Genomic DNA, 12,372 nt, shown 5'->3' with positions numbered 1-12,372 from the left:
TGCTTCTTGCACAAGAAATGTGATTCTGCCCGATTTTCCCTATTAAGAAAATAGGCTTAAGGTTTAGATGCTATTTTTGAGGATAGCAATATTATGTTGCCAATTAGCAAGAGGGAGGGTTAGGAAATAAAGTTGTGCGTAAGCGAAAAGAATCATTTCAGACGGCCTATATGCTATTCAGGCCGTCTGAAAACGGTATTGGCCATCGCAAAACTCCCATTGATACCCTTCCCTAATAAATTGTATAGCTCGGGCCATCTTCATCCAAAATATTATTCAGCAGAACAAACTCTGGCCAGCAACGCGCTTATTACTATTGATTTTGTTTGAAGCTGAAGTAGATTACACCCTTATAAAGATGGATTAATAATAAAGATGGATTAATATAATCAATTAAAAAAGCCGTCTGAAATTAATTTCAAACGGCTTTTTAACTAAACCCATACTCAACAAAGTATGGGTTAGATAATTCCAATTAAAGCAGAATCAGTTTATTAAATTATTCAGCTGAAACTTCAGCTTTTTCAACCAACTCTACCAAAGCTAATGGAGCATTATCACCTTTGCGGAAGCCATACTTCAAAATGCGCACATAACCACCGTTACGATTAGCAAAACGAGGACCCAGATCATCAAACAACTTAACAACTACATCACGATCGCGAGTACGGTTAAAAGCTAAACGGCGATTAGCCAATGAAGGTTTTTTTCCCAAAGTAATCAATGGCTCTACCACACGGCGTAGTTCTTTAGCCTTAGGTAAAGTCGTTACAATAGTCTCATGGCTCAACAGAGAATTTGCCATGTTACGTAACATTGCAGCACGATGGCTGCTAGTACGATTTAATTTACGGTTGCCATTACGATGACGCATGTCATAATCCTTTAATATTCAAACTTACGGCTTTTCCAAACCCACCGGCGGCCAAGCTTCTAATTTAGAACCCAAAGTTAAACCCTTGGAAGCTAGTACTTCTTTAATTTCATTTAAAGACTTACGACCTAAATTAGGCGTTTTGAGAAGCTCGGTTTCAGTACGCTGAATCAAATCACCAATATAATAAATATCTTCAGCTTTCAGGCAGTTAGCTGAGCGTACAGTTAATTCCAAATCATCTACTGGGCGCAGCAATACAGGATCGATCGGAGGAGCTTTTTCTTCTACTTCTTCGACAGGTGTTCCTTGCAAATCTGCAAAAATAGACATTTGATCAATTAAAATACGTGCCGCACTGCGTACAGCCTCTTCGGGATCAATAGAACCATCGGTTTCAATATCCAAAACCAAACGATCTAAATCCGTACGCTGCTCTACGCGCGCGGGTTCAACTTCAAAGCTAACACGACTGATGGGCGAAAAGCTCGCATCCAATTGAATTGCACCAATCTGCTTACTCTCATCACGTACTGTACGACGACCGGAAACAGATTGATAACCACGTCCCTGCTCAACTTTGATTTCCATTTCAATCTGACCATTATCAGACAAATGACAAATCACATGCTCAGGGTTAATGATTTCAACATCATGAGGCAAGCTAATATCACTTGCCAGCACGACTCCAGCACCAGACTTTTTCAGAGACAACTGAACAGAGTTTCTTCCGTGCAATTTGAATACTACACCTTTCAGGTTCAAGAGGATGTCAACAACATCCTCTTGAACACCGTCCACAGTGGAGTACTCGTGTAACACACCCGAAATAACTACTTCAGTAGGTGCAAAACCATTCATGGATGACAGTAAGATACGACGCAAAGCATTACCAAGAGTGTGACCGAAACCACGCTCAAATGGCTGCATAGATACCTTAGCGCGGGTTGCAGATAAAGTATCAACATCAATTTGACGAGGTTTCAAAAATTCGGAAGTGCTATTTTGCATTTAACTGTCCCTCACTGAGCTAGCATTATTTAGAATAGAATTCTACCACCAGCTGTTCATTAATATCGCCAGTCAATTCTGAGCGATCAGGCATATTTTTAAATACACCTTCCATTTTATTCACATCAACCGAAACCCAACTTGGCAAGCCAATTTGAGTGGCTAAGCCCAAAGCTTCTTGGATACGGACTTGCTTTTTAGCTTTTTCACGGATGCTGACAACATCACCAGCCTTAACTTGATAAGACGGAATATTAACAACTTGACCATTCACTACGATTGCTTTGTGAGAAACGAGTTGGCGGGCTTCTGCGCGAGTAGAGCCAAAACCCATTCTATATACAACATTATCCAAACGAGACTCTAAAAGTTGCAGAAGCAATTCACCTGTAGAACCTTTGCGTCGTGCAGCTTCCGCAAAATAACGACGGAATTGACGCTCCAATACACCATAGATTCGACGGATTTTTTGCTTTTCACGCAATTGCAAACCGTAATCTGACAAGCGAGGCTTCTTTGCACCATGCTGACCAGGAGCAGAATCCATTTTACATTTAGATTCTAAAGAACGTCTTGCGCTTTTCAAGAATAAATCTGTGCCTTCTCTGCGCGCCAATTTACATTTAGGGCCAATATAACGTGCCATATTTCAATCACTCCAATCTTAAATACGACGTTTTTTAGGTGGACGGCAACCGTTATGAGGCAACGGGGTAACGTCAGTAATACTAGTAATTTTAAAACCAAGAGCGTTGAGCGCACGAACTGAAGATTCACGACCCGGGCCAGGACCTTTAATACGAACCTCTAAATTTTTAACGCCATACTCTTGGGCAACTTTACCAGCGGCCTCTGCTGCCACTTGAGCAGCAAAAGGTGTACTTTTACGTGAACCTTTAAAACCCGCACCGCCAGAGGTAGCCCAAGATAATGCATTTCCTTGACGGTCAGTAATAGTAATGATGGTATTGTTAAAAGATGCATGTACATGCACAATACCTTCACTTACGGTTTTACGTATTTTTTTACGTACACGTGAAGCTGTGTTTGCTTTAGCCATTAATTAAAATCCTCAAAAATTATTTTTTACCGGCAATTGCTTTACGCGGACCTTTACGGGTACGGGCATTTGTACGAGTACGCTGCCCACGACAAGGCAAACCACGACGATGTCTGAAGCCACGGTAGCAGCCCATGTCCATCAAGCGCTTAATACTCATTGTCACTTCACGACGCAAATCGCCTTCAACTTCAAACTTAGAAACTTGCTCACGCAATGCTTCTAATTGCGACTCATCTAAATCTTTTACTTTGGTGCTAGGTGTAATGTTAGCAGCTTCGCAAATCAATTTAGCACGAGTAGAACCAATACCGTAAATAGCCTGAAGGCCAATTACGATATGGGCATGGTTAGGGATATTCACCCCTGCAATACGAGCCATATCATTTCCTTTAAGGGCAAAATTTTGTCACTATACCACAAAATCATTTTCAAGTAAAAATACTCAACCTTGACGTTGCTTGTGACGGGGATCAGTACAAATTACACGCACTACACGATTACGACGAATAATTTTGCAGTTACGGCAAATTTTCTTTACAGAAGGTTGTACACGCATTTTATTTCCTTTCTTTATCTAGCTCGAAACACTATACGTGCACGAGTCAAATCATATGGAGTAAGCTCAACAGTAACTTTATCACCAGGAGAAATACGAATATAGTGCATTCGCATTTTTCCAGAGATATGTCCTAGAACAACATGATCATTCTCAAGCTTTACTTTAAAAGTTGCATTAGGCAAAGTTTCCAATATCTCACCTTGCATTTGTATAGTGTCTTCTTTAGCCATATTTCTTTTATTTAGTGACGTGATAGTGATTTTATATCAGTTTTTTGAATCAGATGTTCATATTGATGAGTCATTCTATACGAAGCAATCTGGGTATTAAAATCCATTGTAACAACAACCAAAATCAACAATGAAGTTCCACCTAAATAAAAAGGTACGTTTAAAGCTGTTGTTAAAAACTCAGGAATTAAACAAATAATAGTAATATACAAGGCACCAAAAAAAGTTAAACGCAATACAACTTTCTCCAGATATCTTGAAGTTTGCTCGCCAGGCCTAATACCAGGTACAAAAGCACCGCTCTTTTTTAAATTCTCAGCCATCTCTTTTGGACTAAATACCAAAGCCGTATAAAAATAACAAAAGAATATTATAGTGCTTGCAAACAAAACAATATAAATAGGCTGACCATGTTGTAACAAAGTAGCTAATTTACTTAACCAACCACTTGAGTCTGCTGAGCCGAACCAACCCACTAAAGTTGCAGGGAACAATATAATACTCGAAGCAAAAATAGGAGGAATTACTCCAGCCATATTTAATTTAAAAGGCATATGAGTACTCTGCCCTTGCACAATCCTATTCCCAAACTGGCGTTTAGCATAATGAATTGGTATTTTTCGCTGTGCGCTTTCAAAATATACGACAGCATAAATTAATATTAGTGAGCCAAGCACAATAGAAATTGCCATTAGCACACTCATTGACCCCTGGTTAGTCAAGGTCAGTAATTGTGCTATACCAGATGGAATACCAGATACTATACCAGCGGTAATAATTAGAGAAATCCCATTACCTATACCTCGCTCAGTCATCTGCTCCCCTAACCACATTAAGAACATAGTTCCGGTTACCAAGCAAATAACAGTTGAAACATAAAACTCAAATTGGGAAGTAACTACAACATTTTGCTGATAAACAAAAGTGGCCACGCCAAAACTTTGAAGCAATGCTAAAATTACCGTACCATAACGAGTGTATTTAGTAATGATTTTTCTTCCTGACTCACCTTCCTTTTTAAGAGCCTTCAACGAAGGAAGGATTTCAGACGCCAATTGAACAATAATTGACGCAGAAATATAAGGCATAATCCCAATAGCAAAAATACTAAAGCGCTCCAGCGAACCTCCTGAGAACATATTTAACATACCCAAGATGCCGCTGCTTGCGCTTTCGTATAGCTTAGCTAAAGCAACTGCATCAACACCTGGTACGGGTATATGAGCACCAATACGAAATACAATTAATGCTCCAAGCAAAAATAATAATCGCTGCTTAAGATCACCGTACTTTTTCAGCACTAATGAAGATAGTTGATTAGCCACTTAAATCCAAGCCTTATTCTTCAATTTTTCCACCAGCAGCTTCAATCGCTGCTTTCGCACCTGCCGTAACCTTAACACCTTTTAAAACAATTGCTTTTTGAATCTCGCCAGAAGCAATCACTTTAACATTTTGGGCGCGTGAATCAACCAAGCCAGCCTGTTTTAAAGTTAGCAAATCAATTACATCAACTGCAATCAATGACAACTCATTCAAACTAACTTCTGCATTTTTGGCAGTTGATAAAGATTTAAAACCACGCTTAGGCAGGCGGCGTTGCAATGGCATTTGTCCACCTTCAAAACCTACTTTATGGAAGCCACCCGAACGGCTTTTTTGGCCCTTGTGACCACGCCCGCCAGTTTTGCCTAAACCACTACCAATACCACGACCCACACGTCGTTTAGAATGAGTTGAGCCTTCAGCAGGTTGAATAGTATTTAAAAACATCATTAAGACTCCACTTTTAATAGATAGCTGATCTTATTAATCATGCCACGATTTTCAGGAGTGTCCAAAACCTCAACGGTATGTTCACGATGACGTAAGCCTAACCCACGCGCACAAGCTCGATGAGACTGGATAGTACCAATTAAACTTTTTGCCAAAGTTACTTTAATTTTCTTTTGCTCAGTCATTACTATTGGCTCCCAAAATATCTTCAACAGTCAAACCACGTTTAGCAGCAATATCAGCAGGAGTGTATAATTTTGATAGGCCGTCTAAAGTAGCACGTACAATATTGTAAGGGTTTGTAGAACCGTGTACTTTTGCAGAAATGTTATGAATACCCATTGCGTCAAATACTAAGCGCATCGGACCACCAGCTTTAACACCGCTACCCTCTTTAGCAGGCTGCATAAATACACGAGTAGCGCCATGCTTTCCGATTACTTCATGATGAATTGTGCCATTTTTCAATGGTATCTTAATCATTGAACGACGAGCTTGATCCATCGCTTTTTGCACAGCCACAGGAACTTCTTTTGATTTTCCCTTGCCCATACCAATACGGCCATCTCCATCACCAACCACAGTTAAAGCTGAAAAAGCCATGATGCGGCCACCTTTAACTACTTTTGTTACACGATTTACAGCTACCATTTTTTCAATTAAGCCGTCGCCGCGCTCTTCAATTTCATGTTTTGCCATTTGAAATCTCCAAATCTTTTAAAAGCTTAAGCCATTTTCACGTGCAGCTTCAGCCAAAGCCTTCACGCGGCCATGATATTGAAAACCAGAACGATCAAAAGCAACTTTATCAACACCAACAGCTTTAGCTTTTTCAGCAATTCGCTTACCTACAATTGCAGCTGCTTCAATATTACCGCCTGATTTCAGGTCATTGCGCACTTCTGCCTCTAAAGTTGAAGCTTGAGCCAAAACTTTATCACCTTCAGCACTAATAACTTGTGCATAAATATGGCTGTTTGAACGGAATACGCACAATCTAACCATTTTTAAATCTGCGATACGAGCACGTGTTTTACGAGCACGACGCAGTCGGGTTACATGTTTATTCATTAGGAAAACCTCAATTATTTTTTCTTGGCTTCTTTCATTACTACTGCTTCCCCAACATAGCGAACACCTTTACCTTTATAAGGCTCAGGCGAGCGATATGCACGAATTTCCGCAGCAACTTGGCCAACAACTTGTTTATCCGCACCTGTCAAAATAATCTCTGTTTGACTTGGCGTTTGCACTGAAACACCTTCAGGCATTTCATGAACAACAGGATGAGAAAAACCTAAAGAAAGATTTAATACCTTGCCTTGAGCTTGAGCGCGATAACCTACACCAATAAGCTGTAATTTTTTCTCAAAGCCTTCAGAAACACCTTTAACCATATTATTAACTAAAGCGCGAACGGTACCAGACATGGCATTCGCCTGCTTACTGTCGTTCTTTGCAGCAAAAGTCAATTGACCATCGGTCAATTCAATTGCAACATCAGCAGACAAAGGCAAGGATAACTCACCGTTTTTACCCTTAACTATAATGGAATCTGTTCCAAATTTCACTTCAACCCCAGCAGGAACAGTCACTGGATTTTTAGCTACGCGTGACATCTTAAAAATCTCCTACTTAGGCAACAATACACAACAACTCACCACCAACACCTTCGGAGCGAGCTTTACGATCTGTCATTACACCCTTAGAAGTGCTTACAATAGCAACACCCAAGCCATTCATTACGCTAGGTATTTCATTTGAGGCTTTATAAATACGCAAACCAGGACGTGATACACGCTTAATCTGCTCAATAACAGGGCGGCCTGCATAATATTTTAATTGAATTTCCAAAACAGGTTTCAAGTCATTTGAAACTGTAAAATCTTCAATATACCCTTCTTCTTTTAATACTTTAGCAATGGCGCATTTCAATTTAGAAGAAGGCATAGAAACGGCAACTTTGTTTGCACGCTGTGCATTTCGGATACGAGTCAACATATCGGAAATAGGATCATGCATACTCATAGTTATTACTCCTATTACCAGCTAGCTTTAACAACACCCGGAATCTCGCCACGCATAGCAATTTCACGGATTTTAATACGACCCAAACCGAACTTACGGAAGGTCCCACGAGGACGACCTGTAAGAGCACAGCGACGACGCTGACGCACAGGCGCAGCATTACGAGGAATTGCTTGAAGTTTCAAACGAGCCTCAAAGCGCTCTTCATCCGAAGCATTTGAATCATTAATAATAGCAAAAATAGCCTCACGCTTAGCGGCATATTTTTTCGCCAGAGCAACGCGTTTTAATTCGCGATTGATAAGTGCTTTTTTAGCCATGAATTATCCTTTAAACGGAAACTTAAACAATGATAACAAAGCTTTTGCTTCCTCATCAGTCTTAGCGGTTGTTGTGATAGTAATATTCAAACCACGCAAAGCATCAATTTTGTCATATTCAATTTCCGGGAAAATGATTTGCTCACGCACACCCATATTGTAGTTACCGCTACCATCAAAAGATTTACCACTAACGCCCCGAAAATCACGTACACGAGGCAAAGCAATAGTAACCAAACGATCCAAAAATTCAAACATTTGATCACGACGCAAAGTAACTTTACAACCCACTGGATAGTTATCACGAATCTTAAAACCAGCAATTGACTTACGGGCAACAGTAACTACCGGCTTTTGACCAGCAATTTTTTCCAAATCAGCAACAGCATGTTCCATCACTTTTTTATCAGCAACAGCTTCGCCAACACCCATATTCAACGTAATTTTCTCAATACGAGGCACTTCCATAATTGATTTATAACCAAATTGCTTCATCAATTCCGGAACCACAGTACTGTTATAAAACTCTCTCAAACGAGCCATGTTATCTCCTTATGCCCCAATGATAGAGCCATTAGACTTGAAGAAGCGGACACGCTTTACCCTGCCATCGCTCTCAACCAATTTGACGCCAACACGATCAGCTTTATTTGTTTCAGGATTGAAAACAGCAACATTAGAAATAGCCAAAGGCATATTTTTCACAACGATGCCACCCTCAATACCACGCATAGGATTCGGCTTTTGATGACGCTTAACAACGTTAACACCTTCAACAACAACCTTATCACCCAAAACCTTTACAACCTGACCTTGCTTGCCTTTATCTTTACCAGCAATCACAATTACTTGGTCACCTTTAATAATTTTATTCATCGCCGTTATTCCTTATAATACCTCAGGTGCCAATGAAACAATTTTCATAAATCGCTCCGTACGCAGCTCACGAGTAACCGGACCAAAAATACGGGTACCTAAAGGCTCAAGCTTATTATTCAACAAAACGGCCGCATTATTATCAAATTTAATCAGTGCACCATCAGGACGACGTACGCCTTTTGCAGTACGAACCACAACAGCATTAAATACATCACCCTTTTTCACACGACCACGCGGAGCCGCATCCTTAACTGCAACTTTAATAATGTCGCCAACCGAAGCATAACGACGTTTAGATCCGCCTAAAACCTTGATACACATTACACGACGCGCACCAGAGTTATCAGCCACATCTAAAATGGTCTGCATTTGAATCATTTTATTACCTTTTAAAAAACCAACTTAATCTACCTCTTTCAGCCAGTCCACACAATATTAGATTTTGTGCCTACCAAACTGAAACCTACATAGGTTCTAGTAAACCAGTCTTGGATCCCGAAGGGAAGAAGCTCTCAAAGAGAAACTGAAAGATAAGAAACGAAGTTTACATGCAAATTTCCATCGATGCAAGACTTCGTTTCTTTTTTAAGCATTACTGTATTAAATTTTAAACAGAGCGTGCTTTTTCCACCAACTCTTTAACAACCCAAGATTTAGTTTTTGACAGAGGACGAGTTTCTTCAATCACAACCACATCTCCAATGCCATATTGATTTTGCTCGTCATGAGCATGAATTTTGGTCGAGCGGCGGATAATTTTACCATACAAGGGGTGCTTTACTTTACGCTCCACCAAAACGGTTACTGTCTTATCCATTTTGTCGCTAACCACTTTGCCTTGCAAAGTACGAACATTTTTTGATTCGCTCATTACTTAGCACCTTTTTCAGTTAAAATGGTTTTAATACGGGCAATTTCGCGACGTACTCGTTTTAATTCACTCGGTTTACCTAATTGACCAGTAGCATTTTGCATACGCAGGCCAAACTGGGTTTTTAGCAAATCAAGCAAATCTGCGTTTAATTGCTCAACCGATTTGTCTTTTAATTCATTCGCTTTCATTATTGACCTACCTGTCTTACTACGAATACTGTCGGAATCGGCAGTTTAGCAGAAGCAAGCTCAAATGCTTCACGAGCCAAGGCCTCTGGAACTCCATCCATTTCATACAACATTTTACCCGGTTGGATTTCGGCAACGTAATACTCAGGAGAACCTTTACCGCCACCCATACGAACTTCTGCAGGTTTAGATGTAATCGGTTTATCAGGAAACACTCGAATCCAAATTCGACCACCGCGCTTAATGTGACGGGTCATTGTACGACGGGCAGCCTCAATTTGGCGCGCAGTCAGACGACCACGACCAACCGCTTTTAAGCCAAACTCACCAAAGCTTACTTTGTTTCCTCGAGTAGCAATACCGGTGTTACGGCCTTTATGCTGTTTTCGATATTTAAGTCTAGTTGGCTGCAGCATGACGGCCTCCTACCTTTCTTTGTCTTTTTTCTTGCTCAGGTTTAGCTTGAGAAACTTTTTCGTTACCTTCGCCTGTATAAACCCAAACTTTCAAACCCAACACACCATAGGTTGTATGAGCTTCACTGGTAGCATAATCAACATTTGCACGTAAAGTATGCAAAGGCACACGGCCTTCACGATACCATTCGCTACGAGCAATATCGGCACCATTCAGACGGCCAGAGGTCATAATTTTGATACCTTTAGCTCCAACACGCATGGCATTTTGCATTGCACGCTTCATAGCACGGCGAAATTGAACACGCTTTTCAAGCTGTTGTGCAATACCATCAGCAATAATTTGAGCATCCAATTCAGGTTTACGAATTTCTTCAATATTTACATGAACCGGCACACCCATCAATTTTTGCAAATCACGTTTCAGAACTTCGATATCTTCGCCCTTTCTGCCGATCACAACGCCAGGACGAGCTGAGTGAATGGTAATGCGGGCAGATTTTGCAGGACGCTCAATCACTACACGACCTACTGAGGCATTCGCCAAACGCTTACGTAAATACTCACGAACATCAATATCTTGCTTCAAAACAGTAGGGAAATCGCTACTTTTAGCAAACCATTTTGAAGACCAGTCTTTAGTTACCGCCAAGCGAAAGCCGGTAGGATTAATCTTTTGTCCCATAGCTTTTCCTTAATTACCTACTGTCACATTAATGTGACAAGTTTGTTTTTCAATGCGGTTACCACGACCTTTGGCACGAGCTTGAAAACGTTTCAAACTCGGACCTTTGTCAACAAAAATGGTTACCACTTTTAACTCGTCAATATCAGCACCTTCGTTATGCTCTGCATTTGCAATTGCAGATTCCAGCACTTTCTTAACAAGCTCAGCGCCTTTTTTAGGGCTAAATGCCAAGATATTTAAAGCTTGGGCAACGTCTTTACCACGAATTAAATCTGCGACCAAACGAGCCTTTTGTGCAGAGATACGGGCATTTTTATATTGTGCACTTACTCTCATGATTCACCTTATTTCTTTTTAGCCTTTTTATCAGCCAAATGGCCTTTAAAGGTACGGGTCAATGAGAACTCACCCAATTTATGACCAACCATATTATCACTGATAAATACAGGGACATGAGTACGTCCGTTATGCACAGCGATGGTTAAACCGATAAAATCAGGCAAAATAGTAGAACGACGCGACCAAGTTTTGATCGGGCGCTTATCATTGCTTGCACGAGCCGCATCTACTTTTTTCAGCAAATGCAGGTCTACATATGGACCTTTTTTCAATGAACGAGCCATATTAATTAACCTTTATTTGAGTAACGGCGGCGAACAATCATATTGTCCGTGCGTTTATTGTTACGAGTACGGTAGCCTTTAGAAGGTGTACCCCATGGGCTAACAGGTTCGCGAGCTTCACCAGTGCGTCCTTCACCACCACCATGCGGGTGATCTACAGGGTTCATTACAACACCTCGAACAGTCGGACGAATACCGCGCCAGCGGTTTGCACCAGCTTTACCGATTTTCTTCAGGCTTTGCTCTTCATTGCCAACTTCACCAATAGTAGCACGGCAATCTACATGAATCTTGCGAACTTCACCTGAACGCAAACGTACTTGAGCATAGATTCCTTCTTTGGCCAACAGTACGGCAGATGCACCGGCAGAACGTGCAATTTGCGCACCTTTACCTGGCTTCATCTCAATACAGTGAATTGTGGTACCAACGGGAATATTACGAATAGGAAGAGTATTACCTACTTTAATCGCGGATTCAGCACCAGAAACCAATACCGCACCAGCTTTAATGCCACGCGGAGCAATAATGTAACGACGCTCACCATCTGCATAGCATAACAAGGCGATATGCGCAGTACGGTTTGGATCGTATTCGATTCGCTCTACTTTGGCAGGGATGCCGTCTTTATTACGCTTGAAGTCTACGATACGATAATGGTGTTTATGCCCACCGCCTTTGTGACGGGTAGTAATATGACCATTATTATTGCGACCAGCAGTAGAGTTTTTCTTTTCCAGCAGTGCAGCGTATGGAGCACCTTTATGCAAACCTTCAGTGGTTACACGAACCATGCCGCGGCGACCAGCAGAGGTTGGCTTCATTTTTACAATAGCCATGTCA

At 41.0% G+C, this 12,372-nt stretch carries 25 protein-coding genes; all 25 read right to left on the bottom strand.

Annotated elements, in window-relative coordinates; genetic code table 11:
• Window positions 1–499 precede the first annotated feature (499 nt).
• Window positions 500–874 (bottom strand): 50S ribosomal protein L17, encoded by a 375-nt coding sequence (rplQ, locus tag LVJ85_RS01965; RefSeq protein ID WP_085363520.1) that lies wholly within the window; start codon window positions 872–874, stop codon window positions 500–502.
• A gap of 24 nt (window positions 875–898) precedes the next feature.
• Window positions 899–1,885, bottom strand: coding sequence for a DNA-directed RNA polymerase subunit alpha (gene rpoA / locus LVJ85_RS01960; RefSeq protein WP_115135159.1), 987 nt, complete (start codon window positions 1,883–1,885; stop codon window positions 899–901).
• A gap of 25 nt (window positions 1,886–1,910) precedes the next feature.
• Entirely contained in the window at window positions 1,911–2,531 is a 621-nt protein-coding gene (gene rpsD, locus LVJ85_RS01955; RefSeq protein WP_115135161.1) for a 30S ribosomal protein S4, read from the bottom strand.
• An 18-nt stretch (window positions 2,532–2,549) separates the two neighbouring features.
• Window positions 2,550–2,945 carry a 30S ribosomal protein S11 gene (gene rpsK / locus LVJ85_RS01950; RefSeq protein WP_054599895.1) on the bottom strand — a complete coding sequence of 132 codons (396 nt, stop codon included), beginning with the start codon at window positions 2,943–2,945 and terminating at the stop codon, window positions 2,550–2,552.
• Window positions 2,946–2,964: 19 nt separating this feature from the next.
• Window positions 2,965–3,327, bottom strand: coding sequence for a 30S ribosomal protein S13 (rpsM, locus tag LVJ85_RS01945; RefSeq protein ID WP_054599894.1), 363 nt, complete (start codon window positions 3,325–3,327; stop codon window positions 2,965–2,967).
• A gap of 63 nt (window positions 3,328–3,390) precedes the next feature.
• Window positions 3,391–3,504 (bottom strand): 50S ribosomal protein L36, encoded by a 114-nt coding sequence (gene rpmJ / locus LVJ85_RS01940; RefSeq protein ID WP_003697674.1) that lies wholly within the window; start codon window positions 3,502–3,504, stop codon window positions 3,391–3,393.
• 14 nt (window positions 3,505–3,518) lie between these two features.
• Window positions 3,519–3,737: a translation initiation factor IF-1 gene (infA, locus tag LVJ85_RS01935; protein WP_003684714.1), complete on the bottom strand. Its 219-nt coding sequence runs from the start codon at window positions 3,735–3,737 to the stop codon at window positions 3,519–3,521.
• Window positions 3,738–3,748: 11 nt separating this feature from the next.
• Window positions 3,749–5,062, bottom strand: a complete 1,314-nt coding sequence (secY, locus tag LVJ85_RS01930) for a preprotein translocase subunit SecY (protein ID WP_115135165.1) — start codon at window positions 5,060–5,062, stop codon at window positions 3,749–3,751.
• A 13-nt stretch (window positions 5,063–5,075) separates the two neighbouring features.
• Entirely contained in the window at window positions 5,076–5,510 is a 435-nt protein-coding gene (rplO, locus tag LVJ85_RS01925; protein WP_085363569.1) for a 50S ribosomal protein L15, read from the bottom strand.
• Window positions 5,511–5,512: 2 nt separating this feature from the next.
• Window positions 5,513–5,698, bottom strand: coding sequence for a 50S ribosomal protein L30 (gene rpmD / locus LVJ85_RS01920; RefSeq protein WP_085363516.1), 186 nt, complete (start codon window positions 5,696–5,698; stop codon window positions 5,513–5,515).
• A complete protein-coding gene (gene rpsE, locus LVJ85_RS01915; protein WP_085363515.1) occupies window positions 5,691–6,212 on the bottom strand; it encodes a 30S ribosomal protein S5 in 522 nt (173 codons plus the stop codon). The genes rpmD and rpsE overlap by 8 nt, the downstream gene beginning before the upstream one ends.
• Before the next feature lie 18 nt (window positions 6,213–6,230).
• Window positions 6,231–6,584: a 50S ribosomal protein L18 gene (gene rplR / locus LVJ85_RS01910; RefSeq protein WP_085363514.1), complete on the bottom strand. Its 354-nt coding sequence runs from the start codon at window positions 6,582–6,584 to the stop codon at window positions 6,231–6,233.
• A gap of 14 nt (window positions 6,585–6,598) precedes the next feature.
• Window positions 6,599–7,132, bottom strand: coding sequence for a 50S ribosomal protein L6 (rplF, locus tag LVJ85_RS01905; RefSeq protein ID WP_244740988.1), 534 nt, complete (start codon window positions 7,130–7,132; stop codon window positions 6,599–6,601).
• A gap of 16 nt (window positions 7,133–7,148) precedes the next feature.
• The gene (gene rpsH / locus LVJ85_RS01900; protein ID WP_085363512.1) at window positions 7,149–7,541 is read right to left on the bottom strand and encodes a 30S ribosomal protein S8; all 393 of its coding nucleotides are present in this window, start codon (window positions 7,539–7,541) and stop codon (window positions 7,149–7,151) included.
• 14 nt (window positions 7,542–7,555) lie between these two features.
• Window positions 7,556–7,861 (bottom strand): 30S ribosomal protein S14, encoded by a 306-nt coding sequence (gene rpsN, locus LVJ85_RS01895; RefSeq protein WP_054599887.1) that lies wholly within the window; start codon window positions 7,859–7,861, stop codon window positions 7,556–7,558.
• A gap of 3 nt (window positions 7,862–7,864) precedes the next feature.
• Entirely contained in the window at window positions 7,865–8,404 is a 540-nt protein-coding gene (rplE, locus tag LVJ85_RS01890) for a 50S ribosomal protein L5 (RefSeq protein WP_085363510.1), read from the bottom strand.
• 9 nt (window positions 8,405–8,413) lie between these two features.
• Window positions 8,414–8,737, bottom strand: coding sequence for a 50S ribosomal protein L24 (rplX, locus tag LVJ85_RS01885; RefSeq protein WP_085363509.1), 324 nt, complete (start codon window positions 8,735–8,737; stop codon window positions 8,414–8,416).
• 12 nt (window positions 8,738–8,749) lie between these two features.
• Entirely contained in the window at window positions 8,750–9,118 is a 369-nt protein-coding gene (rplN, locus tag LVJ85_RS01880) for a 50S ribosomal protein L14 (protein ID WP_054599884.1), read from the bottom strand.
• Window positions 9,119–9,347: 229 nt separating this feature from the next.
• On the bottom strand, window positions 9,348–9,611 hold the full coding sequence (gene rpsQ, locus LVJ85_RS01875) for a 30S ribosomal protein S17 (protein ID WP_085363508.1): 264 nt from the start codon (window positions 9,609–9,611) through the stop codon (window positions 9,348–9,350).
• Window positions 9,611–9,802: a 50S ribosomal protein L29 gene (rpmC, locus tag LVJ85_RS01870; RefSeq protein ID WP_085363507.1), complete on the bottom strand. Its 192-nt coding sequence runs from the start codon at window positions 9,800–9,802 to the stop codon at window positions 9,611–9,613. The genes rpsQ and rpmC overlap by 1 nt, the downstream gene beginning before the upstream one ends.
• Window positions 9,802–10,218: a 50S ribosomal protein L16 gene (gene rplP / locus LVJ85_RS01865; RefSeq protein WP_054599881.1), complete on the bottom strand. Its 417-nt coding sequence runs from the start codon at window positions 10,216–10,218 to the stop codon at window positions 9,802–9,804. The genes rpmC and rplP overlap by 1 nt, the downstream gene beginning before the upstream one ends.
• Complete coding sequence (rpsC, locus tag LVJ85_RS01860) at window positions 10,202–10,903, bottom strand: 30S ribosomal protein S3 (RefSeq protein WP_054599880.1); 702 nt, start codon at window positions 10,901–10,903, stop codon at window positions 10,202–10,204. The genes rplP and rpsC overlap by 17 nt, the downstream gene beginning before the upstream one ends.
• A 9-nt stretch (window positions 10,904–10,912) precedes the next feature.
• On the bottom strand, window positions 10,913–11,242 hold the full coding sequence (gene rplV, locus LVJ85_RS01855; RefSeq protein ID WP_244740986.1) for a 50S ribosomal protein L22: 330 nt from the start codon (window positions 11,240–11,242) through the stop codon (window positions 10,913–10,915).
• Between the two features lie 8 nt (window positions 11,243–11,250).
• Window positions 11,251–11,529 carry a 30S ribosomal protein S19 gene (gene rpsS / locus LVJ85_RS01850; RefSeq protein WP_002215422.1) on the bottom strand — a complete coding sequence of 93 codons (279 nt, stop codon included), beginning with the start codon at window positions 11,527–11,529 and terminating at the stop codon, window positions 11,251–11,253.
• A 5-nt stretch (window positions 11,530–11,534) separates the two neighbouring features.
• Window positions 11,535–12,368 (bottom strand): 50S ribosomal protein L2, encoded by an 834-nt coding sequence (gene rplB, locus LVJ85_RS01845; RefSeq protein ID WP_085356006.1) that lies wholly within the window; start codon window positions 12,366–12,368, stop codon window positions 11,535–11,537.
• Window positions 12,369–12,372: the final 4 nt, after the last annotated feature.

Source organism: Neisseria sp. Dent CA1/247, from assembly GCF_022870825.1.
Lineage (GTDB): Bacteria > Pseudomonadota > Gammaproteobacteria > Burkholderiales > Neisseriaceae > Neisseria > Neisseria zoodegmatis.
This window is presented reverse-complemented; position numbering and strand designations above follow the sequence as displayed.